Raw genomic sequence first — 23,581 nt, forward strand, 5'->3', positions numbered from 1 at the left:
TTGACGCCATGCAAGAAAATCACGATGCCGGGCATATCCCGAGGGATGGCGATCAGTCGATCGCTCGGCCGATTCGGCACAAGCCGGGTGCGCAGTTCGGCGATTACGGCGTAGGTGGGGTTGCTCATCGGGGGCGTCCTTGTGTGGCTGAGGGCGACGGACGCTCATCTACGGGAAAGGGATAGCGGTTCGCCTGAGCGCACAAATATGAGCATGGGGAAAGTGAAACCACATGTCGGACGGGGGCCATGCACGAGTAGGAGCAATCCGAAAATGCTCATGCTGCCCGTGGGGTGAGGGCAGGAGCCTGGAGCAGAGACAGAGCGCCCACGGGGGCAACTTGGAGTCAAAAAAAACCCACCCGCTTCGCTAGAAGGGGTGGGCTTTTTAACGCTGGGAAGATCAGACCTTGACGATCCAGCCTGCTGGCGCTTCGATGTCGCCGGTTTGTACGCCGGTCAGCTCTTTGTAGAGCTTCTGGGTCACAGGGCCGACTTCGGTCTGGCTGTGGAACACGTGCAGGTGATCCTTGTAGCTGATGCCACCGATGGGCGTGATGACCGCAGCGGTGCCGCAGGCGCCGGCTTCTTTGAAATCGGCCAGTTTGTCGACAAATACGTCGCCTTCAATCACTTCCAGGCCCAGGCGCGATTTGGCCAGTTCGATCAACGACAGGCGGGTGATGCCCGGCAGGACCGACGGCGAGTTCGGCGTGACGAACTTGTCGTCATGGGTGATCCCGAAGAAGTTGGCCGAGCCGACTTCCTCGATTTTCGAGTGGGTCTGCGGGTCCAGGTAGATGCAATCGGCGAAGCCGGTTTTTTTCGCCTGGGAGCCGGGCATCAGGCTGGCGGCGTAGTTGCCGCCGACCTTGGCGGCGCCGGTGCCGTTGGGGGCGGCGCGGTCGTAGCCGGAGATCAGGAAGTTGTGCGGGGTCAGGCCGCCCTTGAAGTAGGCGCCCACCGGGATGCAGAAGATCGAGAAGATGAACTCGGGTGCGGTACGCACGCCGATGTTGTCACCCACGCCAATCACGAACGGGCGCAGGTACAGCGCGCCGCCGGTGCCGTACGGCGGGATGAAGCGCTCGTTGGCGCGCACCACGTCCTTGCAGGCCTGGATAAAGGCGTCGGTCGGCACATGCGGCATCAGCAGGCGCGCGCAGCTGCGTTGCATGCGCAGGGCATTCTGGTCCGGGCGGAACAGGTTGATCGAGCCGTCCTTGCAGCGGTAGGCCTTCATGCCTTCGAAGCATTGCTGGCCATAGTGCAGGGCAGTGGAGCCCTCGCTGATGTGCAGCACGTTGTCTTCGGTCAGGGTGCCTTTGTCCCACTCGCCGTCGCGAAAGTAAGACAGAAAACGTTTGTCAGTCTTGATGTAGTCAAAACCCAGTTTGTCCCAATTGATGCTTTCGTTACCCATGACACCCTCTATCACTTGACATCCGCCTGGTCGAAGCAGGCTTCTGGTTTTTGCTGGATGGGCGCAACGATACTCCATTGCGCGGCTGTGTGGGAGCAGGCTCGCTCCCACACGCTCAACACTGACTAAATGTGCAGCGCGTGCCCCAGTGCCCGCAGGGCGGCTTCCTGCACCGCTTCGCCCAGTGTGGGGTGAGCGTGGATGGTGCCGGCGATGTCTTCCAGGCGCGCGCCCATTTCCAGGGACTGGCCGAACGCCGTAGACAGCTCGCTGACGCCCACGCCCACCGCTTGCCAACCGAGGATCACATGGTTGTCGCGCCGTGCCACCACCCGCACGAACCCGGCCTTGGATTCCAGGCTCATGGCCCGGCCGTTGGCAGCGAACGGGAAGTTGGCGACGATGCAGTCCAGCCCGGCGGCCTTGGCTTCGTCCGGGGTTTGGCCGACCACCACCAGTTCCGGGTCGGTGAAGCACACGGCGGCGATGGCGGTGGGGTTGAACTCGCGGTGTTTGCCGGCGATCACTTCCGCGACCATCTCGCCTTGGGCCATGGCGCGGTGGGCGAGCATCGGTTCTCCGCTGAGGTCGCCGATGGCCCAGACGTTGCGCATGCTGGTCTGGCAACGGTTGTCGACTTTGATCGATGAGCCGTTCATCGCCAGGTCCAGGGCTTCGAGGTTGAAACCTTGGGTGTTGGCTTTGCGGCCCACGGCCACCAGCACCTGGTCGGTGGGCAGGTTCAGGCGTTCGCCCTGGGGGTCACGCACTTGCAGGGTGTTGGTCTGGGCGTCGAAGCCCTCGACACTGTGCTTGAGGTAGAGCTTCACGCCGAGTTTCTTCAGTGCCTCGTGCACAGGCTGGGTCAGTTCGCCGTCGTAGGCTGGTAGGATGCGCTCCTGGGCCTCGACCACGCTGACCTGGGCCCCGAGCTTGGCGTAGGCCGTGCCCAGTTCCAAACCGATGTAGCCACCGCCGACCACCACCAGGCGCTTGGGCACCGAGGTGGGCGCCAGGGCTTCGGTGGACGAAATGATCGCCCCGCCAATGGGCAGCATCGGCAGGTTGACGCTTTTCGAGCCGGTGGCCAGCAGCAGGTGTTCGCACTGGATGCGTGTGTTGGCGCCTTCAATCTCGACGGTCTTGCCGTCGACAATCCGCGCCCAGCCCTGTATGACCTGAACCTTGTGTTTTTTCAGCAGGGCCGCGACGCCGCTGGTCAGGCGATCGACGATGCCGTCCTTCCACTCCACGCTTTTGCCGATGTCCAGGGTGGGCGCCGCGACCTGGATGCCCAGGGCCGAGCCCTGGCTGTGCTGGCGGGTCTGGTGCAGTTGCTCGGCGACGTGGATCAAGGCCTTGGACGGGATGCAGCCGATGTTCAGGCAGGTGCCGCCCAGGGCCTGGCCTTCGACCAGGACGGTGGTGATCCCCAGTTGGCCGGCGCGGATGGCCGCCACATAGCCGCCAGGGCCGCCGCCGATAATCAGCAGCGTGGTATTGAGCGTCTGTTGCATGTCTTACTCCACAAACAGGCTGGCGGGTTGCTCGAGCAGGCCACGGATGGCCTGGATAAACAGCGCCGCGTCCATGCCGTCGACCACCCGGTGATCGAAGGAACTGGAGAGGTTCATCATTTTGCGAACCACGATCTGGCCTTTGATAACCATCGGCCGTTCGACGATTTTGTTCACGCCGACGATGGCCACTTCCGGCAGGTTAAGCACCGGGGTGCTGACGATGCCGCCCAACGCGCCCAGGCTGGTCAGGGTGATGCTCGACCCCGACAGCTCATCGCGGCTGGCCTTGCCGTTGCGCGCGGCGTTGGCCAGGCGTGCGATCTCCGCGGCGCTGTCCCACAGGCTGCGGGCTTCGGCATGGCGCACCACCGGCACCATCAGGCCCACGTCGCTCTGGGTGGCGACGCCCACGTGCACCGCGCCGAGGCGGGTGATGACCTGGGCCTGGTCGTCGTAACGGGCGTTGATCTGCGGGAAGTCGCGCAGGGCCACCACCAGGGCACGCACCAGGAACGGCAGCAAGGTCAGCTTGCCGCGGCTGGCACCGTGTTTTTCGTTGAGGTGGGCGCGCAGCTCTTCCACGGCGGTCACGTCGATTTCCTCGACATAACTGAAATGAGCGGCGCGCTGGGTGGCGTCCTGCATGCGCTGGGCGATCTTGCGGCGCATGCCGATCACTGGGATCTGCTGCTCGTCATGGCGCTCGGCGTACGCCGCCGGGGTGGCGGCGCGGGCCGTGCCCTGGGCGAGGTAGGCGTCGAGGTCTTCGTGCAGGATGCGCCCGGCGGGGCCGCTGCCCTGGACCAGGCGTAGCTGGATGCCGGCGTCCAGCGCATGCTTGCGCACCGCCGGCGAGGCCAACGGGCGCTCGTCGGCGCTACGTGCCACGGGCGCCTGTGGCGCTGGGCGGCTGACGGGGGCTGCGGGTTTGGCCAGTGGGGCCGCCATTGCGGGCGCTGGCGTCGGTGCCGCTTGCGCGGTTTCGACCGGCGCAACCTTGGCGGGCGCGGCGGGCGGCGCATCCTTGACGTTGCCCGCGCCTTCGACCTCGATGCTGATAAGGATGCTGCCCACGGCCATCACTTCGCCAGGCTGGCCGCCGAGGGCGATGACCTTGCCGTGCACCGGGGAGGGGATGTCGACCATGGCCTTGTCGGTCATGACATCGGCCAGCACTTGGTCTTCAACCACCATGTCGCCGACCTGGACGTGCCACACCGACAGTTCTACTTCCGCGATGCCTTCGCCGATGTCCGGCATCTTGATGACGTGCGTACCCATTTAAACCTCCATGACCCGATGCAAAGCCGCGCCCACGCGGGACGGCCCAGGGAAATACGCCCATTCCTGCGCGTGGGGGTAGGGCGTGTCCCAACCCGTGACACGCTCGATGGGCGCTTCCAGGTAGTGGAAGCAATGCTCTTGCACCAGCGCCACCAACTCGGCGCCGAAACCGCAGGTGCGGGTGGCTTCGTGGACGATCACGCAGCGGCGGGTTTTTTTCACCGAATTGACGATGGTTTCCAGGTCCAGCGGCCACAGGCTGCGCAGGTCGATGACCTCGGCGTCGATGCCGGATTCTTCGGCCGCCACTTGTGAGACATAGACGGTGGTGCCGTAGGTGAGGATGGTCACGTCCTTGCCTGGGCGGGTGATGGCAGCCACATCCAGTGGCACCGTGTAGTAGCCGTCCGGCACTTGTGCGGCGGGGTGTTTGGACCACGGCGTTACCGGGCGGTCGTGGTGGCCGTCGAACGGGCCGTTGTACAGGCGCTTGGGCTCCAGGAAGATCACCGGGTCATCGTTTTCGATGGAGGCGATCAGCAGGCCCTTGGCGTCGTAGGGGTTGGAGGGCATCACGGTGCGCAGGCCGCAGACCTGGGTGAACACCGCTTCGATGCTCTGGCTGTGGGTCTGGCCGCCGTAGATGCCGCCGCCGCAGGGCATGCGCATGGTCATCGGTGCGGTGAACTGGCCCGCCGAGCGGTAGCGCAGGCGGGCCGCTTCGGAAATGATCTGGTCCGAGGCCGGGTACACGTAGTCGGCGAACTGGATTTCCGCCACCGGCCGCAGGCCATAGGCGCCCATGCCCACGGCAACGCCGATGATGCCGCTTTCGGAGATCGGCGCGTCGAACACCCGGGAGGTGCCGTACTTGGTCTGCAAGCCTTCGGTGCAACGGAACACGCCGCCGAAGTAGCCCACGTCCTGGCCGAACACGACCACGTTGTCGTCACGCTCAAGCATCACATCCATGGCCGAGCGCAGGGCCTGGATCATGGTCATGGTAGTGGTGGTCATGGCGGTTTCCAGCTCGATTTGGTTGTTGTGATCGTTCATGTCAGATCCCCAACTCTTGACGCTGGCGCTTCAAGTGCTCCGGCATCTCTTTATAGACATCCTCGAACATGCTCGCCGCGCTCGGGATCTGCCCGCCGGAAAGCGTGCCGTACTGCTCCGCCTCTTTTTGCGCGGCGATCACCTGGGCTTCGAGTTCGGCGCTGACCGCCGCGTGTTCTTCCTGCGACCATTGGCCGATTTTCACCAGGTGCTGCTTGAGGCGGGCAATCGGGTCGCCCAACGGGAAGTGGCTCCAGTCGTCGGCGGGGCGGTATTTGGACGGATCGTCCGAGGTCGAGTGCGGGCCGGCGCGGTAAGTCACCCACTCGATCAGGGTCGGCCCCAGGTTGCGCCGCGCCCGTTCGGCGGCCCAGGCGGAAGCGGCGTAGACCGCGATGAAGTCGTTGCCATCGACCCGCAGCGAGGCGATGCCACAGCCCACGCCACGGCCGGCGAAGGTGGTGGCTTCACCACCGGCGATGGCTTGGAAGGTGGAGATTGCCCATTGGTTGTTGACCACGTTGAGGATCACCGGCGCCCGGTAGACGTGGGCAAAGGTGAGGGCGGTGTGGAAGTCCGATTCGGCGGTGGCGCCGTCGCCGATCCAGGCCGAGGCGATCTTGGTATCGCCCTTGATCGCCGAGGCCATGCCCCAGCCCACGCCTTGTACGAACTGGGTGGCGAGGTTGCCGGAGATGCTGAAGAAGCCGTAGTCACGCACCGAGTACATGATCGGCAGTTGGCGGCCCTTGAGCGGATCGCGCTCGTTGGACAGCAACTGGCAGATCAGGTCCACCAACGGCACTTCGCGGGCCATCAGGATGCTTTGCTGGCGGTAGGTGGGGAAGCACATGTCGGTGACATTGAGCGCCAGGGCCTGGGCGCTGCCGATGGCTTCCTCGCCGAGGCTCTGCATGTAGAACGACATTTTCTTCTGGCGCTGGGCCACCACCATGCGGTTGTCGAAGATCCGCGTCATGAGCATGGTGCGCATGCCCTTGCGCAGGATCTCCACGGGCACGCCTTCGGCCCATGGGCCCAAGGCATTGCCCTGGTCGTCAAGCACCCGGATCAGGCCCTTGGCCAGGTCGGCGGTGTCGGCGGGTTCGACGTCGATGGCAGGTTTGCGCACGGTGCCGGCATCGGTCAGACGCAGGTACGTGAAGTCGGTTTTGCAGCCGGGACGGCCGGAGGGTTCGGGAACGTGCAGGCGCAGCGGTTCGTACTGCTGGGTCATGGCTTTCTACGCTCTATCTTGTGAATTTCTTGTAGTGGGCGCGCTTAGCTGACAGTCCTTCGCCGGGTAGGCGAAATATTGTCCTACAACAATCATAGGCCGGGGGCAGGAGAATATTTATCTGTGTTTCGTTGCGTTGGAGGTGATTTGCAGATAAAAAATCTGCATAAACATAAAAAACAGGTGGTTTTGTCTCATGCGCAAGCTGGATCGTACCGATATCGGCATTCTCAACAGCCTTCAGGAGAACGCCCGCATCACCAACGCCGACCTCGCCCGGTCGGTCAACCTGTCGCCCACCCCATGCTTTAACCGGGTCAAGGCGATGGAGGAACTGGGCTTGATCCGCGAGCAAGTGACGCTGCTAGACGCCGAGCTGTTGGGCCTGCACGTCAATGTGTTTATCCACGTCAGCCTGGAGAAACAGGTAGAAGAGGCGTTGCAGCATTTCGAGGAAGCGATTTCCGACCGCCCGGAAGTCATGGAGTGCTACCTGATGGCCGGCGACCCGGACTATCTGATCCGGGTGCTGGTGCCGACCATCCAGGCGTTGGAGCGGTTCATGCTGGATTTTCTGACCAAGGTGCCGGGGGTGGCCAATATCCGCTCCAGTTTTGCCCTCAAGCAGGTGCGCTATAAAACCGCGTTGCCGTTGCCGGCCAATGGGTTGACGGTGGAAGGCTAGGCAAGCCGTTCAAAGGCGATTGAGCGGAATTTTCAGGTAAACGACGCCATTGTCTTCCGCTACCGGCAAATGTCCGGCGCGGATGTTGACCTGCACGGCCGGTAGCAACAGTGCTGGCATGCCTAGGGTGGCGTCGCGCTGGGTGCGCATGGCGACGAATGTCGCTTCATCGATGTCATCGCGCACGTGGATGTTGTGCTGGCGCTGCTCGCCCACCGTGGTTTGGTGGCATGCAGTGCGTTCGGTGGGCGGGTAGTCGTGGCAGACATAGAGGCGGGTAGCGGCCGGGTAGGCCAGCAAGCGTTTGATCGAGGCGAACAACTGCTTGGCGCTGCCGCCGGGGAAATCGCAACGGGCGGTGCCCGCATCGGGCATGAACAGGGTATCGCCTACCAGAATCGCCTCGTCTTCAATCAGGTACGCCATGTCCGCCGGGGTATGGCCGGGCACATGCAGCGCTCGGGCGCGCAGATTGCCGATACGGAAATCCTCATCGGCGCCGAACAGGTGATCGAACTGCGAGCCATCGACGGCGAAGGGTGGCTTCAGGTTGAACAACGTCTTGAACACGCTTTGGACCTGGGTGATGCCTTGGCCGATAGCGATCTTGCCGCCCAGGTGTGCCCGCAGGTAGGGCGCCGCGGACAGGTGATCGGCGTGGGCATGGGTTTCTAACAACCACTGCACACGCAACCGGTGTTCGTGAACAAAGGCCATGAGGCGGTCGGCCTGGGTAGTGGCCGTGCGGGCGCAAGCGGGGTCGTAGTTGAGGACAGGGTCGACAATGGCGCATTCGCTGCCATCGCACTCGAACACAATGTAGGAAAAGGTCGATGTGTCTTTGTCGAAAAAGGCTTGGATTTGGGCAGGCATAGGGGCGAACCTTTTCAGAAGATTGCGCAAGGGTAGTGAAGTGCGCGCGCTGCTGACCAGTGCCAGGGTGTTTCTGTTGATGCCTGGGCAGTATCCTGTCGCCGATTCGCGACCGGATCACCGGAGCGGCCACTGATTACGGGTTTTATATGCTGGCGATGTTGTTGGGTGGGGTGATGGGGTTGGTGCTGGGCCTGACCGGCGCCGGCGGCGGCATTCTGGCGGTGCCGGCCTTGGTGCTGGGCCTGGGTTGGAGCATGACCCAAGCCGCGCCCGTGGCGTTGCTGGCGGTGGGCAGTGCGGCGGCGGTGGGCGCCCTGGATGGCTTACGCCACGGCTTGGTGCGTTACCGCGCCGCATTGTTGATTGCCTTGCTCGGCGCGCTGTGTTCGCCCATTGGCATCTACTTGGCCCATCGCCTGCCGGAAAAAATCCTCATGGGCCTGTTCAGCCTCCTGATGATGCTGGTGGCCTGGCGCATGTTGCGCCGTGAGGCGCCGGCGCCCGGGCCGAGCGACCACGGCAGCGCATCCTGGGGGCAGAAAAACTGCCTGCTCAACCAGCAGACGGGGCGCCTGGCCTGGACCGCCAAATGCTCGGCCACTCTGGCGGCGTTGGGGGCGGTGACCGGCGTGGTGTCGGGGTTGCTGGGGGTGGGCGGCGGGTTTCTGATCGTGCCGGCGTTCAAGCAACTGACCGATGTGCAGATGCGCGGCATCGTCGCCACGTCGCTCATGGTGATCTGCCTGATTTCGGCGGTCGGGGTGGTGGGGGCGCTGCGGGCCGGGGTGGTTATCGACGCCACGGGTGGCGCGTTTATCGCGGCGGCCATCGTGGGCATGCTGGTGGGCCGCGGGGTGTCCGGGCGGGTGCCGGCGCGGCTGTTGCAGGTGGGGTTCGCCAGCCTGTGCCTGGGCTTGGCCGCGTACATGCTGTACACGGCCGCACGTTAGGAGGCGTTTTTAGGAAAGGAAACCGCCATCCACGTTCAACGACACACCGGTGGTGTAGCTGGAAGCGTCGCTGGCCAGGTACAGCACGGCGCCGGCCATTTCGCTGGGGGCCGCCACGCGCTTGAGGGGGATCTGGGCCAGGGCAGTGTTGAGGATCGCGTCGTTTTTCACCAGGGCTGAGGCGAATTTGGTGTCGGTCAGGCCCGGCAGCAGGGCGTTGCAGCGGATGCCGAACTGCGCGCATTCCTTGGCAAACACCTTGGTCATGTTGATGACCGCTGCTTTGGTCACCGAGTAAATGCCTTGGAAGACGCCCGGTGAGATGCCATTGATGGACGCGACGTTGATGATGCTGCCGCCGCCGTTTTCGCGCATCAGCTTGCCGGCTTCCACCGACATGAAGAAGTAACCACGGATGTTCACATCGACAGTTTTCTGGAACGCGCCTAGGTCGGTGTCCAGCACGTTGCAGAACTGTGGGTTGGTGGCCGCGTTGTTGACCAGGATGTCCAGGCGCCCGAACTGCTCGCGGATGCCGGCGAAGACCTGGCCGATCTGTTCCATTTCACCGATATGGCAGGCCACGGCGGTGGCTTTGCCGCCATCGGCGATGATCGCGTCGGCAACGTGTTGGCAGCCTTCGAGCTTGCGGCTCGACACGATCACGTGGGCACCTTGCTGGGCCAGGAGTTTGGCGATGGCTTCGCCAATACCGCGGCTGGCGCCGGAGACGAAAGCGATCTTGCCATCGAGGTCGAACAACTGAGTCTTGGACATGGTTTTTCCTTGTTATAAGCCGTCGATCAGAGGCTGGATTTGGCGATGACTTGCAGGCTCATGTGCTCCAGCAACTTGTTCATCGAAATGAACTGCGCGAAGCGTTTGTCCTGGGTCTGGCCGTGGAAGAAGCGGTAGTAGATCTGCTGCACGATGCCGGCGAGGCGAAACAGGCCGTAGGTGTAGTAGAAATCGAAGTTATCGATGCGAATGCCCGCGCGTTCGGCGTAGTAATCGACAAATTCCCGGCGAGTGAGCATGCCGGGCGCGTGGCTGGGCTGGCGCCGCATCAACTGCACGGGCGCCGGGTCGCCGGCTTCGATCCAATAGGCCAGGCTGTTGCCCAGGTCCATCAGTGGGTCGCCCAGGGTGGTGAGTTCCCAGTCCAGTACGCCGATGATCTGCATCGGGTTGTGGGGGTCGAGGATCACGTTGTCGAAGCGGTAGTCGTTATGCACGATGCTGGAGGTCGGGTGGTCGGCGGGCATTTTGTCCTTGAGCCAGGCCTTGACCGCTTCCCACTTGGGCGCGTCGGGGGTCAGGGCTTTGTCGTAGCGCTCGCTCCAGCCGCGGATCTGGCGCTCCACATAGCCTTCGGGCTTGCCCAGGTCCGCCAGGCCGCAGGCGCGGTAGTCGACGCGGTGCAGCTCAACGAACTTGTCGATAAAGCTTTTGCACAGGGCCTCGGTCTTGCTGGCGTCCAGGCCCAGCTCCGGGGGCAGTTCCGAGCGCAGGATGATGCCGTTGACCCGCTCCATCACATAGAACTCGGCACCGATCACCGCTTCGTCGGTGCAGTGCACGTAAGCCTTGGGGCAATACGGGAAGCCGTCCTTGAGTTGGTTGAGGATGCGGAACTCGCGGCCCATGTCGTGGGCGGACTTGGCCTTGTGGCCAAACGGCGGGCGGCGCAGCACGAATTCCTGGCCGGGATATTCCAGCAGGTAGGTGAGGTTTGAGGCGCCGCCCGGGAACTGGCTGATCCGTGGGGTGCCGCTCAGGCCGGGAATGTGCGCCTTGAGGTAGGGGTCGATGAGACTGACATCGAGTTCTTCGCCGGGGCGAATGGGGGTGGACTGGTCAGTAAGCGTCATGCTTATCCCTTCTGCTTATTTTGGATGCCAGAGACTATTGGCTAATCTAATGTGCCCGCCGGGCCCCCACAACCACGAGAGGCCTTTATAGGTGTGGGTGTTGCCGGGTAATCATTGTTTTTGATACGGGCGTTTGAATTGTCCGGCAAGGCTGTTTCAAGCCTTCGCCGGCAACGCCAGCGGGGTGAGCAAAGGTTGCCCGGCGAAGTGCGCCAGCAGGTTTTTACCCACCAGTTCCACCGTCGCCTGGGTCGCTTGCGGCGACAGCCCGGCCACGTGTGGGGTGAGCACGACGTTGCTCAATACCTTAAGGGCCTCGGGCACCAGAGGCTCGTCGTCGAACACATCCAGCGCCGCCCCGGCGATGCGTCGTTGTTCCAAGGCGCTGATAAGTTCGCCGGTGTTCACCACGCTGGCCCTGGCGATGTTGACGAGAAAGCCGTTGGGGCCGAGCGCATCCAGGGCCTGCTTGTTAATCAGGTTGCGGGTGCCCAGGCCGCCGGGTGTGGCGACGATCAAAAAATCCGAGGCCCGCGCCAGTTCCGTGGGCGTGGAGCAAAAATCGTAGGGCACGTCGCTACGGTGCTGGCGGTTGTGGTAGCTGACGCTCATTTCAAAGCCTTTGGCGCCGCGCTGGGCGATGGCCATGCCCACGGCACCCAGGCCCAGGATGCCCAGGTGTTTGCCGGCCAGGGACGGGCGCATGATTTTCGGCCACTCGCCCCGGCGCACGGCGGCGTCGGCGCGGGGAATGTCGCGCACCAAGGCCAGCAGCAGGGCCATGGCGTGGTCGGCCACTGACGAGGCATTGACCCCGGCGCCATTGGTGACCGCGATCCCGCGGTTGCTGGCGGCTTGCAGGTCAACCTGCTCATGGCCGGCACCGATCACGCAGATGATTTCCAGGTGGGGCAGGGCGGCCATCTCTTCGCCCGTCAGGCCCAGGGGGCCGCGGGTGAGTACCGCGCGGATTTGCCCGGCGTGGGTCTGGATCGCCTGGGCCCGCTCGGCCGGGGTGGGCGCGAGGATCAGGTGAAAGCCGCTGTGCTCCAGAATCGGCAGGTAGTCATTGATGGTTTCAACCAGGACCAGAACGGTGTTGGGCATGCTGCGCTCCTGTGGGCAAGGCTGTGGGGCAAGGGCGCCAGACTGCTGGCTTGGCCGGTGTTTGGCAATGGTAGACGCGGTTACGCGCGGCTGCCGCCCCGCGTGGGGCCTGCATCTTGGCGCAGCCGCTAGTGGCATTTGGCTGTCGTCGTCATGGACGTACACAAACGCGACCGTTGGCCTGATCCGCCTAACCGTTGCTCAGCTAAGTCTTTGCTTCTGTTGATGAATCCCCCAGAATCGCGGCCCTGTTACGGCCGGGGCGCTGCCTGTCGGGTTTTTCCGACTCGCTTCGGCTGTGTGGCAAATGACCGGAATGCGGAGATCCGACCGGATGAAAGATCAAGCCAATAGCGTCAACCCACCGTTTGACGCGGCTTTACCTGTCAGCATCAGTGCCTGGAATCGCCAGGACACCACGTGGATGTTGGGTCTGTTTGGGACGGCCATCGGCGCCGGCACCCTGTTTTTGCCGATCAACGCTGGCCTGGGCGGTTTCTGGCCGTTGCTGATCCTCGCGCTGCTGGCCTTCCCCATGACCTTTTACGCGCACCGTGGCTTGACCCGGTTCGTGCTGTCGGGCCGTGAGGGCTCTGACATTACTGAGGTGGTTGAGGAGCATTTCGGCATCAAGGCCGGCGCACTGATTACCCTGCTGTACTTCTTTGCGATTTTCCCGATCCTGCTGATCTACAGCGTCGCGCTGACCAACACCGTGGGCAGCTTCATGGAGCATCAGTTGCACATCATGCCGCCGCACCGGGCGGTGCTGTCGTTTGTGCTGATTCTCGGCCTGCTGGCAGTGGTGCGCTGCGGCGAGGAGGTGATCGTCAAAGCCATGAGCCTGATGGTTTATCCGTTTATTGTCGCGCTGCTGTTTCTGGCGGTTTTTCTCGTTCCCCACTGGAATGGCGGCATCCTGGAGACTGCCTCCACCGTGCCTGCGCCCTCGGCGCTGCTGCACACCCTGTGGCTGGCGATTCCGGTGATGGTGTTCTCGTTCAACCATTCACCGATCATCTCGGCGTTCGCGGTGGATCAAAAGCGCCGCTATGGCGCCCAGGCCGAGCCGCGCAGTTCGCAGATCCTGTCCCGCGCCCACCTGTTAATGGTGGCGATGGTGCTGTTCTTCGTGTTCAGTTGCGTGCTGACCCTGTCGCCGGCGCAATTGGCCGAGGCCAAGGCGCAGAACCTGTCGATCCTGTCGTACCTGGCCAACCACTTCAGCAACCCGACCATCGCTTTCGCTGCGCCCTTGATTGCCTTCGTGGCCATTTCCAAGTCGTTCCTGGGCCACTACATCGGCGCCAGCGAAGGCCTCAAGGGCCTGATCGTCAAGAGCGGCCGACGCCCGGCGCCCAAGACCCTGGACCGCATGACCGCAGCGTTCATGCTGGTGGTGTGCTGGATCGTGGCCACGCTCAACCCGAGCATTCTGGGCATGATCGAAACCCTGGGCGGGCCGATCATCGCCGCCATCCTGTTCTTGATGCCGATGTACGCCATCCGCAAGGTGCCGGCCATGGCCAAGTACCGTGGCCAGGCGTCCAACGTGTTCGTGACCCTGGTGGGGTTGGTGGCGATTTCGGCGTTGATTTATTCGTTAACGGCGTAAGCAATATTCCCACCACTCTGTGGGAGTGAGCCTGCTCGCGATAGCGCCCTTTCAGCCGACATCTATGTTCAATGAAAGACCGCCATCGCGAGCAACCTCGCCACAGCTGACACCCACATCCTGCGCAACGGTTGATGAGCATCAACGCCTAGTGGCCGTAAGCCGCTATGCTGGGTGGTTTTAGTCACCTTCCAGCCAGGCGTCCCCCCAGCGTGTCGACCCCGCCCAAACCCACCACCTTGTTACCCGTTGCCCATCCTCCTGCGACCGTGCGTCAGCGCCGCCTCGGCGATTTGCTGGCCGGTTTGTCGGTGGCCGGGTTGCTGCTGCCCGAGGCCGTGGCCTATTCGACCATCGCTGCGTTGCCGCCCCAGGCCGGGGTGATCGCCTTGTTTGCCGGGTTGCTGTGCTATGGCCTGTTTGGTGGCAGTCGTTTTGCCATTGTCTGCGCCACGTCGTCTTCGGCGGCGGTGCTGGCGGCGGCGACGGCGAGCTTGGCCGGTGGCGATCCGGCATTGCGCATGACCTTGGCGGTGGCCTTGGTGCTAGTGACGGGGGTGTTTTTCCTGCTGGCCGGGCTGCTCAAGTTGGGCAGCGTCACGGCGTTCATCGCCAAACCGGTGCTGCGCGGTTTCGCCTTTGGCCTGGCGCTGACCATCATCCTCAAACAAGTGGCGAGCATCGTTGATGTGCCGTTGAGCAACGGCAACCTGGTGCGGTTCCTGCCGCAACTGCTGGAGCAATGGCCGCAGTGGAACTGGGCCGGGGCCGCGGTGGCCGGGGTGGCGTTGGCGCTGTTATGGCTGTTCGCCCGGGTGCGCTGCCTGCCAGGGGGCTTGCTGGTGTTGATGGCGGGCATTGCGGCGGGGCGTTGGCTGGATTTACCGGCCCACGGCGTGAAGTTGATCGGGGTGATCGAGCTGAGCCTGGAGGTGCCTTCCCTGCCGGTATTGCCATTTTTTGACTGGTTGCGCCTCGGCGAGCTGGGCTTTGCCATGGTGATGATTCTGTACGCCGAGTCCTATGGCTCCATCAGCGCCTTCGCCCTCAAACACGGTGACCGGGTGTCCTCGAACCGTGACTTGTGGGCGCTGGGCGCCGGTAACCTGCTGTCCGGGCTGTTCCATGGCATGCCGGTGGGCGCCGGGTACTCGGTGACCTCGGCCAATGAAGCGGCCGGGGCGACGTCGCGCCTGGCCGGCGCGGTGGCGGCCCTGGTGGTGTTGTTCATCGTGCTGACGATGCTGCCGTGGATCGCCCTGACACCGGAGCCGGTGCTGGCCGCCGTGGTCATCCACGCGCTGTCCCGAGGCTTGAGCCTCAAGCCGCTGGGGCGCTACTTCGTCTGGCGCCGCGATCGCTTGCTGGTGATCTGCGCGGTGGTGGCGGTGTTGGTGCTGGGGGTGTTGGATGGTCTGCTGATGGCCGTGGCGATCAGCGTGGTACTGATGCTGCGGCAGATGTCGGCGGCGGATATCCAGGCCCTGGGGCAGATGGGGGGCGGCCATGATTACGTTGACCTCGGCCGCCACCCGCAGGCGCGGGAAGTGCCGGGGGTGCTGGTGCTGCGGCCGGGGGAGCAGCTGTTCTTCGCCAATGTGGAGCGCATCCTGGGCAATGCCCTGCGCCTGATCCGCCACACGCCCGAACCGGTACACACGGTGATTCTCAGCCTTGAGGAGTCCTCCAACCTTGATGGCACCAGTATCGAGGCCCTGGCCGAGTTCTTCGCCCGGGTCGGCGAGGAGGGCAAGCACCTGGTGCTGGCGCGGCTCAAGCACCGGGCCAAACAGGGCCTGCTCGCCTTGCCCGAGGCCGAGCGCGACGGTGTGATGCTCAGTGGCCTGAGCGTGGACGATGCGGTGCAGGCAGCGCTCAAACGCCAGGCATAAAAAAACGCCGCGTACCTGGCGGTGCGCGGCGTTTTCTACAGCGGTTAAGCCTTAGGCTTGAATGACCGGGATATTGGCATTCGCTGCGGCTTCACGGAACTCGGCGATCTGGTCGAAACTCAGGTAGCGATAGACATCGCTGGCCATGGTGTCGATTTCCTTCGCGTAGACCATGTATTCCTCGACGGTCGGCAGGCGACCCAGGATCGAGGCCACCGACGCCAGCTCGGCCGAAGCCAGGTAGACGTTGGCGCCGTCGCCCAGACGGTTCGGGAAGTTACGGGTGGAAGTGGAGACCACTGTGGCGTTCGGCTCAACCCGTGCCTGGTTACCCATGCACAGCGAGCAGCCCGGCATTTCCATGCGCGCGCCAGCCTTGCCGTAGATGCCGTAGTAGCCTTCTTCGGTCAGTTGGTGAGCGTCCATCTTGGTCGGCGGCGACAGCCACAGGCGAGTTGGCAACTGGCCCTTGACCTGCTCCAGCAACTTACCGGCAGCGCGGAAGTGACCGATGTTGGTCATGCACGAACCGATGAACACTTCGTCGATCTTCTCGCCAGCCACGCTGGACAGCAGGCGGGCGTCGTCCGGGTCGTTAGGTGCGCAGAGAACTGGCTCCTTGATCTGGGCCAGGTCGATTTCGATGATTTCGGCGTATTCGGCGTCGGCATCGGCCACCATCAGTTCCGGGTTGGCGATCCAGGCTTCCATCGCTTGAGCGCGACGTTCCAGGGTGCGCGCATCGCCGTAGCCTTCGCCGATCATCCAGCGCAGCAGGGTGATGTTGGAGCTCAGATACTCGGTGATGGACTCTTTGGACAGCTTGATGGTGCAACCGGCAGCCGAACGTTCGGCCGAGGCGTCGGACAGCTCGAAAGCCTGTTCGATGCTCAGGTTGTCCAAGCCTTCGATTTCCAGGATGCGGCCGGAGAAGGCGTTCTTCTTGCCTTTCTTCTCTACGGTCAGCAGGCCAGCCTGGATCGCGTAGTAAGGAATGGCGTGCACCAGGTCACGCAGGGTGACGCCCGGTTGCATCTTGCCTTTGAAGCGCACCAGGATCGATTCCGGCATGTCCAGTGGCATCACGCCAGTGGCGGCGGCGAACGCTACCAGGCCGGAACCGGCCGGGAACGAAATGCCCATTGGGAAACGGGTGTGGGAGTCGCCGCCGGTGCCGACGGTGTCCGGCAGCAGCATGCGGTTCAGCCAGCTGTGGATGATGCCGTCGCCCGGGCGCAGGGACACGCCGCCACGGGTCATGATGAAGTCAGGCAGGGTGTGGTGGGTGGTCACGTCGATCGGCTTTGGATACGCCGCGGTGTGGCAGAAGGACTGCATCACCAGGTCGGCGGAGAAGCCCAGGCACGCCAGGTCTTTCAGTTCGTCGCGGGTCATCGGGCCCGTGGTGTCCTGGGAACCGACGGTGGTCATCTTCGGTTCGCAGTAGGTGCCGGGGCGTACGCCGGTCACGCCGCAGGCCTTGCCGACCATTTTCTGCGCCAGGGTGAAACCCTTGGTGCTTTGCGCCGGGGCTTCTGGCTTCTTGAACAGGTCCGATGGTGGCAGACCCAGTTCGGTACGGGCCTTCTCGGTCAGGCCACGGCCAATGATGAGCGGGATACGGCCGCCAGCACGGACTTCGTCGAGCAGGACCGGGGTCTTCATTTCGAAGGTGGTCAGCACTTCATCGCTGTTGTGCTTGGTGACTTTGCCAGCGTGCGGGTACAGGTCGATCACGTCGCCCATGTGCATGTTGGAAACGTCGAATTCGATCGGCAGTGCGCCAGCATCTTCCATGGTGTTGTAGAAGATCGGAGCGATCTTGCTGCCGAAGCAGAAGCCGCCAGCGCGCTTGTTCGGCACGTAAGGCACGTCGTCGCCGAAGAACCACAGCACCGAGTTGGTTGCCGATTTACGCGAGGAACCGGTACCGACCACGTCACCGACGTAGGCGATAGGGAAACCCTGGCCGCGCATTTCTTCGATCTGCTTCATCGGGCCGGTCACGCCTTGCTCGTCCGGCACGATGCCGTCACGGGCCATTTTCAGCATGGCCAGGGCGTGCAGCGGGATGTCGGGGCGCGACCAGGCGTCCGGGGCAGGGGACAGGTCGTCGGTGTTGGTTTCGCCGGTGACCTTGAACACCCGCAGGCTGATCTTGTCAGCCAGGGTCGGACGGTTCTTGAACCATTCGCCGTCAGCCCAGGATTGCAGCACGCCTTGGGCGTGGGTGTTGCCGTTCTTGGCTTTTTCCGCGACGTCGTGGAACGCATCGAACATCAGCAGGGTGTGCTTGAGCTGGGCTGCGGCCACGGGCGCCAGTTCGGCGTCGTCCAGCAGGTTGACCATGGTGACGATGTTGTAGCCGCCCTGCATGGTGCCCAGCAGCTCGACTGCACGCTTTTTGTCGATCAGCGGGGAAGTGGCTTCGCCCTTGGCCAGGGCCGACAGGAAACCAGCCTTGACGTAGGCAGCTTCGTCAACGCCTGGTGGAATGCGGTTGGTAATCAGGTCAACGAGGAAAGCTTCTTCGCCAGCGGGGGGATTTTTCAGCAGCTCGACCAGGCCTGCAGTTTGTTCGGCGTTAAGCGGCTGGGGAACGATACCCAGGGCGGCGCGCTCTTCGATATGTTTGCGGTAGGCTTCAAGCACAGTTATTACCCTCATCAGTGGTCCCGGTCCGGGACGCTCATCCAGAAATAGCCGGTGCGCAGCGCCTGGGGGCTTTTTGGGCCGCAAAGCCTGCGCTACCGGTATTCCTCACAGAAGCTGCTTTCAAAGTTTTACGCCTGCCGAACGGGCTGATGAGGGTTGGCGCAGAGCTTTCCCCGCTGGAAAGACTCCTCGCCAACACCGTTCTTTAGGATCAACTGTGCTCGTGACGCTTTGAAAACAGCTTCTAACGGACTATTGGCGCCTTAAAAGGCTGGCCGATTCTACGGCAAAAAAAATCTAAAGGTAAGTTAGGCCCTCAAGTTTGAGGGGTGATGAATGTTAGACAAAGGGCTAACATGCCGACCTGTTTTGCTTCCCCGCGTCCTGCCTACCTATGCCCAATCAGACCATCAAGACCCCCTGCGTCGGCCTCTGCTCCACTGTTTACGGTGATTTGGTGTGCCGTGGCTGCAAGCGTTTCCACCACGAAGTGATCCACTGGAACGGCTACAACGAGGAAGAGAAACGCGCGGTGTGGCTGCGCCTGGAGCAACTGCTGGTGCAGGTGATGGCCTCCAAGTTGGAGGTTTTCGACGCCGCTTGCCTGCGTTCGCAGCTGGAACAGCGCAAGATCCGCTTCGTGCCCCATCAGTCCGAGTACTGCTGGGCCTACCAGTTGATCGCCCGCGGTGCGCGGGTCATCAATCAATTGGATGCCTACGGGATGGTGCTGCTGCCGGAGTTTCGCGACTGGAACCTGCCGGAGCTGCGCGATGCCATCGACCGGGAATTTTTCCTGCTCTCCGAGGCCCACTACGAGCGTTACATCGCCCCGGGCTTTCTCAAGGATGCTCTTGCGCGCTGAGCCTTGAACGCAACGGGGGCAAGCGTCGCGACGCTTGCCCCCGTGGTTTGCCTGCTTGGCACCGCACTTGCTAGTGGCGGGCCACTTCCTCCTCCAGATGCCCCATCACGTCCTCAGGCTTGAGCACCAGCACGTCGCAGTTCACGGCGTCGAGCACCACTTCGGCGGTGTTGCCGATCAGCGCGCCGGACAACCCTGTGCGGGCCACGGTGCCGATGATGAGCACCGCGGCGTCCAGCTTGTTGACGTTGTGGGGGATCAGCACATCGGCCGGGCCTTCCTCGATGTGCAGGTGGTCGTCATCGATATCGAACTCGGCCTGGAACGCGCGGCACTGCTCGCGATAGCGGGCTTCGATGGTTTCCTTGAGTTGGAACACCGGGTCCGCCGCCGACAGCATGGGCGAAGGGTGGGCGCTGATGACGTGCAACTTGGCTTTGGCCAGGGAGGCGATGTCGAAGCCATGGTCAACAATGCAGCTGTGCAGGGTGCGGTGCTCGCCGTCGGTGTTGCCCACGTCCACGGCCGCCAGGATGGTGCCGCCGGTCCACGGCGTCGCGGTCTTGACCAGCAGCACCGGGGTGGGGCAGTAGCGCAGCAGTTTCCAGTCGGCCGGAGTCAGCAGGGCTTTTTTCAGCGGGTTGTCGGGGAAATGCTGCTTGATGACCAGCCCGCAGCCCTCGGCTTGTTGCACGTCAATGATGGTTTCGTGCTGGCTTTCCTTCCACGCCTGTTCGGTGGTGACGCTATAGCCTTCTTCCACCAGGCGGGCCTTGAGTACGGCCAGGAGCGCGCCGTGGTCATGTTTTTTGTCGCACACCAGCAGATGCAGATGGGCTTGGGTGACGCCAGCAATCAACTTGGCGCGTTTAAGTGCCAGGCTCTCGGCCGGTGTGGGCTCAATGACCACCAGGATGCTGCGGATGGCTTGCATGGTCGGGTTCTCCAGAAAAGTGACAGGACGTTAGTGCAGCAACTATAGATGCTGCGCGCGCATCCGGATGTTGATACACATCAAGCCCGGCCGCTGGTGGTCTGCGGCCCGGCCGGTATAATCGGCGCCTTTGCCCGTGAACCCCTACTGCGTGAGCCCCATGTTGCCGATTCTTGACGTCGCCGCTGCCCTGCCTTGCCCCGTATCTTTTCTGACGCAGGTGGCTCAATGATCCTGCCCGAGATCCACGAATTTCTCGGCTGCCGCACGCCGGATGCCTGGGTGCAAGCAGCGCTGGCGGACCAGGAAACCCTGCTCATCGACCACAAGAACTGCGAATTCAAGGCCGCCAGCACCGCCCTGAGCCTGATCGCCAAGTACCACAGCCATGTCGACTTGATAAACCTGATGTCGCGCCTGGCCCGTGAAGAGCTGGTGCACCACGAGCAGGTCATGCGCCTGATGAAAAAACGCAAGATCGGCTTGCGCCAGTTGTCGGCCGGGCGCTACGCCTCGGGCCTGCGCAAAGTGGTGCGCAGTCACGAGCCGGTGAAACTGGTGGATACCCTGGTGGTGGGCGCGTTTATCGAGGCCCGCAGTTGCGAGCGTTTCGAGGCCCTGGTGCCGCACCTGGACGAAGAGCTGGGCACGTTCTACTTCGGCCTGCTCAAGAGTGAAGCGCGGCACTTCCAGGGCTATCTGAAACTGGCCTACCAGTACGGCGACGCGGCCGACATCGCCCAGGTCATCGAGCGGGTGCGGGCCGCCGAACGGGAGCTGATCGAGTCGCCCGACGTCGAGTTCCGCTTCCACAGCGGCGTGCCGGGCAACTGTTAAAAACTCTTAAAAACATGAAAGTTATGGCCAAACCCGGCAACCCACGCCGTTTTGGCCAATGCCGACGGCATTTTGCCAAGCGTTGACCCTTATACTGCAGCCTCTTCGGATCAAGGGCTGTGGTTGGGCGTTATGGAAAACCTGGGAGTTGGCAAAGTCCTGCTGGTGGAGGACGACGAGCGCTTGGCGGCGTTGATCGCGCACTTTCTCACCCAGCATGGTTTTGAGGTGAGGGCCGTGCACCGCGGTGACGTGGCGCTGGCGGCCTTTCTGGAGTTCAAGCCCCGGGTCGTGGTGCTCGACCTGATGCTGCCGGGGCAAAGCGGCCTGCATGTGTGCCGCGAGATCCGTGCCATTTCCGACATTCCGATTGTCATCCTCACCGCCAAGGAAGATGACCTGGACCACATCCTGGGCCTGGAGTCCGGCGCCGACGACTACGTCATCAAACCCATCAAGCCGCCCGTGTTGCTGGCCCGGTTACGCGCCTTACAGCGCCGCCAGGTGCCCCAGGATAGCGTGCGCGGCGCCCTGGAATTCGGGCGCCTGGTGATCGACCGCAGTTGCCGCGAAGTGCGTCTGGGCGCACAGGTGATCGACCTCACCACCATGGAGTTCGAGCTGCTGTGGCTGTTGGCCAGTGCGGCGGGCACGCTTCTTTCGCGCGACGACATCCTCAACCGCATGCGCGGCATCGCCTTCGACGGCCTCAACCGCAGCGTGGACGTCTACATCAGCAAACTACGCGGCAAACTCAACGACAACCCTCGCGAACCGGTGTGCATCAAGACCATCTGGGGCAAGGGTTACCTGTTCAATCCGTTTGCCTGGGAGGTCTAGATGCTGCGCCTGTTTTTACGCCTGTACATCGTGCTAGCCATCGGCCTGGCGGGCGCCATCATGGCGGTCAACTACACCTTCTCCGAGCTGCTGCCCGAAGCCAACGAAGCCTATAACCGCGAAGCCCTGCGCGGCCCGGCCTATGGCCTGGTGCAACAACTGCGCCCAGTCACCGGCGCGGCGCGGGCGCAACGCCTGGCCGAGCTGCAACCCCACTACGGCCTGCGCTTGGAACTGGTAGGGGCCAGCGACCTGAGCCTCAGCACCCGCGAACAGGGGCTGTTGGCCGAAGACCAAGTGGTGGTGCGCGGCGACTTCAGCGAGTTTGTCGCGAACATCGATGGCGGCGCGCAGTTGCTCAGCATCAAACTCCCCGAAGAGCCCAAGTGGCTGTATCTCTGGGCGTACTTGTTCCTGGGGGTGTGCCTGGCGCTGGTCCTGTATTTCTGGGTGCGCCCGCATTGGCGCGACCTGGAGTTGATCCGCCTCGGCGCCCAGCGCTTTGGCGACAATGACCTGAGTGCGCGCATCCAGCTCTCGCGACGCTCCAGCGTGCGCGAGTTGGCGGGGCACTTCAACCACATGGCCGAGCGCATCGAAGGCTTGATCGCCCATCAGCGGGAGCTGACCAACGCGGTTTCCCACGAGTTGCGCACCCCCATCGCGCGGCTGTCGTTCGAGCTCGATCAGTTGCGCCAACAGGCCGACCCGCGCAAGCACAGCGAACTCATAAATGACATGTACGCCGACCTCGGCGAGTTGGAGGAAATGGTCTCTGAGCTACTGACCTACGCCAGCCTGGAGCGTGGCGCCACGGTCATCAGCCGCGAAGACATCCAGGCCCAGAGCTGGCTTGACAGCGTAGTCGGCAGCGTGGCCCTGGAGGCGGAAGCGGCGGGGGTGCAGTTGTCCATTGGCGCCTGCCAGGTGGAGTGGGTGCGCATCGAGCCGCGCTTCATGGCCCGAGCCCTGATAAACCTGCTGCGCAACGCCATCCGCTACGCCGAACGGCGGGTGGAGGTATCGCTGGTGCGCCTTGGCGATGGTTATGAAGTGCTGGTCAACGACGACGGCCCCGGCGTGCCGCTGGCCGGGCGGGAGAAGATCTTCGAGCCGTTCTCGCGCCTCGACGCCAGCCGCGACCGCCGCACCGGTGGTTTTGGCCTGGGGCTGGCGCTGGTGCGGCGGGTGTCTCAGTCCCACGGTGGCGAGGTCGAAGTGCTCGATTCCCCCTGGGGTGGCGCCTCGTTTCGCATGACCTGGCTGCACCAGTAGTTAAGCGAGCTCGCCCGCGCCGGGGTGCGCAGCGCCCCTCGACGGTGGTGCGCCCGCTTCGCGCCCGAGCGCGGGCAAGCCCGCTTCCTACAGGGCGGGCACGACCACCGGGCCGAGGCGATAGCGCCCCCCGGGCCCGGCAAAGGGCCGGGGCTTGATTGAGCCCATGCCGTGCCGCGCTGACGTGCCCTGAAGCAACCCCTCGCGATCCCTACGCCGATCCGTGGCGCCCACGTGGGTGGCCAAGCCGAAGGTGGTCTCATCCCACTCTTTTTGCCTATCCGCCAGCCCGACGTGTTGGGGGCTGCGGTGTGGTTGCTCGTCCGCGGCCCGCAGGCCTTCTGCGGGCAGCATCCAACAACAGCAATACAGCGATAAACACAGGGTGCGCAGGGGCGTGGGCATGGCGGCATCCGCAGGAGAGGGTGCGTTGATGCTAGGGCGGGGCGGGGCGGAAAACTTCAGGAGCTTTGTCGGGAAACTGTCAAAGACTGTAAGGCGCGAGGGTTCCTGGGGCTGATTGTGAACAGGGCGAATTCCGACCAGCGGCACGAAAACCTGTAACTTCTGACAGTAGTCAGGGGGGTGTGGAGGGTATCGAATAAAGCCATCCAGGCCCCTGGGGCCGCGAATCGTCGAAGGCCAGGTGCACCGCAGTAC

At 63.3% G+C, this 23,581-nt stretch carries 20 protein-coding genes; 8 read left to right on the top strand and 12 right to left on the bottom strand.

Going from position 1 to position 23,581, the window contains the following annotated elements; translation table 11 throughout:
• Window positions 1-402: 402 nt before the first annotated feature.
• The 5 genes from AC19YR_RS02805 to AC19YR_RS02825 all read right to left on the bottom strand — a co-directional run bounded on the left by AC19YR_RS02805 (window position 403) and on the right by AC19YR_RS02825 (window position 6,519).
• Window positions 403-1,422 carry a branched-chain amino acid aminotransferase gene (locus AC19YR_RS02805; protein ID WP_095111124.1) on the bottom strand — a complete coding sequence of 340 codons (1,020 nt, stop codon included), beginning with the start codon at window positions 1,420-1,422 and terminating at the stop codon, window positions 403-405.
• 125 nt (window positions 1,423-1,547) lie between these two features.
• A complete protein-coding gene (lpdA, locus tag AC19YR_RS02810; RefSeq protein ID WP_500597050.1) occupies window positions 1,548-2,939 on the bottom strand; it encodes a dihydrolipoyl dehydrogenase in 1,392 nt (463 codons plus the stop codon).
• A gap of 3 nt (window positions 2,940-2,942) precedes the next feature.
• Complete coding sequence (locus AC19YR_RS02815) at window positions 2,943-4,223, bottom strand: dihydrolipoamide acetyltransferase family protein (protein WP_500597052.1); 1,281 nt, start codon at window positions 4,221-4,223, stop codon at window positions 2,943-2,945.
• A complete protein-coding gene (locus AC19YR_RS02820) occupies window positions 4,224-5,282 on the bottom strand; it encodes an alpha-ketoacid dehydrogenase subunit beta (RefSeq protein WP_095111127.1) in 1,059 nt (352 codons plus the stop codon).
• A gap of 1 nt (window position 5,283) precedes the next feature.
• Window positions 5,284-6,519, bottom strand: coding sequence for a 3-methyl-2-oxobutanoate dehydrogenase (2-methylpropanoyl-transferring) subunit alpha (locus tag AC19YR_RS02825; RefSeq protein ID WP_095111128.1), 1,236 nt, complete (start codon window positions 6,517-6,519; stop codon window positions 5,284-5,286).
• A gap of 196 nt (window positions 6,520-6,715) precedes the next feature.
• Between AC19YR_RS02825 and bkdR the strand changes: the two genes are divergently transcribed.
• Complete coding sequence (bkdR, locus tag AC19YR_RS02830; RefSeq protein WP_095111129.1) at window positions 6,716-7,204, top strand: Bkd operon transcriptional regulator BkdR; 489 nt, start codon at window positions 6,716-6,718, stop codon at window positions 7,202-7,204.
• Between the two features lie 9 nt (window positions 7,205-7,213).
• On the opposite strand, the gene AC19YR_RS02835 is transcribed toward bkdR, so the two are convergent.
• Window positions 7,214-8,077: an MBL fold metallo-hydrolase gene (locus AC19YR_RS02835; RefSeq protein ID WP_500597053.1), complete on the bottom strand. Its 864-nt coding sequence runs from the start codon at window positions 8,075-8,077 to the stop codon at window positions 7,214-7,216.
• Between the two features lie 149 nt (window positions 8,078-8,226).
• Here AC19YR_RS02835 and AC19YR_RS02840 point away from each other — a divergent pair, with 149 nt between their 5' ends.
• A complete protein-coding gene (locus AC19YR_RS02840; RefSeq protein WP_500597054.1) occupies window positions 8,227-9,030 on the top strand; it encodes a sulfite exporter TauE/SafE family protein in 804 nt (267 codons plus the stop codon).
• Window positions 9,031-9,039: 9 nt separating this feature from the next.
• Here the strand turns inward: AC19YR_RS02840 and AC19YR_RS02845 are convergent, their stop codons facing one another.
• The 3 genes from AC19YR_RS02845 to AC19YR_RS02855 all read right to left on the bottom strand — a co-directional run bounded on the left by AC19YR_RS02845 (window position 9,040) and on the right by AC19YR_RS02855 (window position 12,008).
• Window positions 9,040-9,807, bottom strand: a complete 768-nt coding sequence (locus AC19YR_RS02845; protein WP_095111132.1) for an SDR family oxidoreductase — start codon at window positions 9,805-9,807, stop codon at window positions 9,040-9,042.
• A gap of 26 nt (window positions 9,808-9,833) precedes the next feature.
• Entirely contained in the window at window positions 9,834-10,901 is a 1,068-nt protein-coding gene (locus tag AC19YR_RS02850; RefSeq protein WP_500597055.1) for a phosphotransferase family protein, read from the bottom strand.
• A 156-nt stretch (window positions 10,902-11,057) separates the two neighbouring features.
• On the bottom strand, window positions 11,058-12,008 hold the full coding sequence (locus AC19YR_RS02855; protein WP_095111134.1) for a 2-hydroxyacid dehydrogenase: 951 nt from the start codon (window positions 12,006-12,008) through the stop codon (window positions 11,058-11,060).
• 334 nt (window positions 12,009-12,342) lie between these two features.
• Between AC19YR_RS02855 and AC19YR_RS02860 the strand changes: the two genes are divergently transcribed.
• Together AC19YR_RS02860 and AC19YR_RS02865 are read left to right on the top strand one after the other, a co-directional pair.
• Complete coding sequence (locus tag AC19YR_RS02860; RefSeq protein WP_500597056.1) at window positions 12,343-13,623, top strand: serine/threonine transporter; 1,281 nt, start codon at window positions 12,343-12,345, stop codon at window positions 13,621-13,623.
• A gap of 239 nt (window positions 13,624-13,862) precedes the next feature.
• A complete protein-coding gene (locus AC19YR_RS02865; protein WP_500597206.1) occupies window positions 13,863-15,515 on the top strand; it encodes a SulP family inorganic anion transporter in 1,653 nt (550 codons plus the stop codon).
• 51 nt (window positions 15,516-15,566) lie between these two features.
• On the opposite strand, the gene acnB is transcribed toward AC19YR_RS02865, so the two are convergent.
• On the bottom strand, window positions 15,567-18,167 hold the full coding sequence (acnB, locus tag AC19YR_RS02870) for a bifunctional aconitate hydratase 2/2-methylisocitrate dehydratase (RefSeq protein WP_095111136.1): 2,601 nt from the start codon (window positions 18,165-18,167) through the stop codon (window positions 15,567-15,569).
• A gap of 397 nt (window positions 18,168-18,564) precedes the next feature.
• On the opposite strand from acnB, the gene AC19YR_RS02875 reads away from it, so the two are divergent.
• Entirely contained in the window at window positions 18,565-19,035 is a 471-nt protein-coding gene (locus AC19YR_RS02875; protein WP_095111137.1) for a DUF1289 domain-containing protein, read from the top strand.
• Between the two features lie 70 nt (window positions 19,036-19,105).
• On the opposite strand, the gene uspL is transcribed toward AC19YR_RS02875, so the two are convergent.
• Complete coding sequence (gene uspL, locus AC19YR_RS02880) at window positions 19,106-19,969, bottom strand: universal stress protein UspL (protein WP_095111138.1); 864 nt, start codon at window positions 19,967-19,969, stop codon at window positions 19,106-19,108.
• A gap of 228 nt (window positions 19,970-20,197) precedes the next feature.
• On the opposite strand from uspL, the gene AC19YR_RS02885 reads away from it, so the two are divergent.
• From AC19YR_RS02885 to AC19YR_RS02895, 3 genes are all read left to right on the top strand, one after another.
• On the top strand, window positions 20,198-20,806 hold the full coding sequence (locus tag AC19YR_RS02885) for a MiaE family protein (protein WP_500597057.1): 609 nt from the start codon (window positions 20,198-20,200) through the stop codon (window positions 20,804-20,806).
• Window positions 20,807-20,938: 132 nt separating this feature from the next.
• Entirely contained in the window at window positions 20,939-21,646 is a 708-nt protein-coding gene (locus tag AC19YR_RS02890) for a response regulator (RefSeq protein WP_095111140.1), read from the top strand.
• Window positions 21,647-22,921 carry an ATP-binding protein gene (locus AC19YR_RS02895; RefSeq protein WP_500597058.1) on the top strand — a complete coding sequence of 425 codons (1,275 nt, stop codon included), beginning with the start codon at window positions 21,647-21,649 and terminating at the stop codon, window positions 22,919-22,921.
• Window positions 22,922-23,008: 87 nt separating this feature from the next.
• Here AC19YR_RS02895 and AC19YR_RS02900 read toward each other — a convergent pair whose 3' ends face one another.
• Window positions 23,009-23,326: a hypothetical protein gene (locus AC19YR_RS02900; RefSeq protein ID WP_500597059.1), complete on the bottom strand. Its 318-nt coding sequence runs from the start codon at window positions 23,324-23,326 to the stop codon at window positions 23,009-23,011.
• Window positions 23,327-23,581 lie beyond the last annotated feature (255 nt).

It is taken from the genome of Pseudomonas sp. MF08817, from assembly GCF_059862705.1.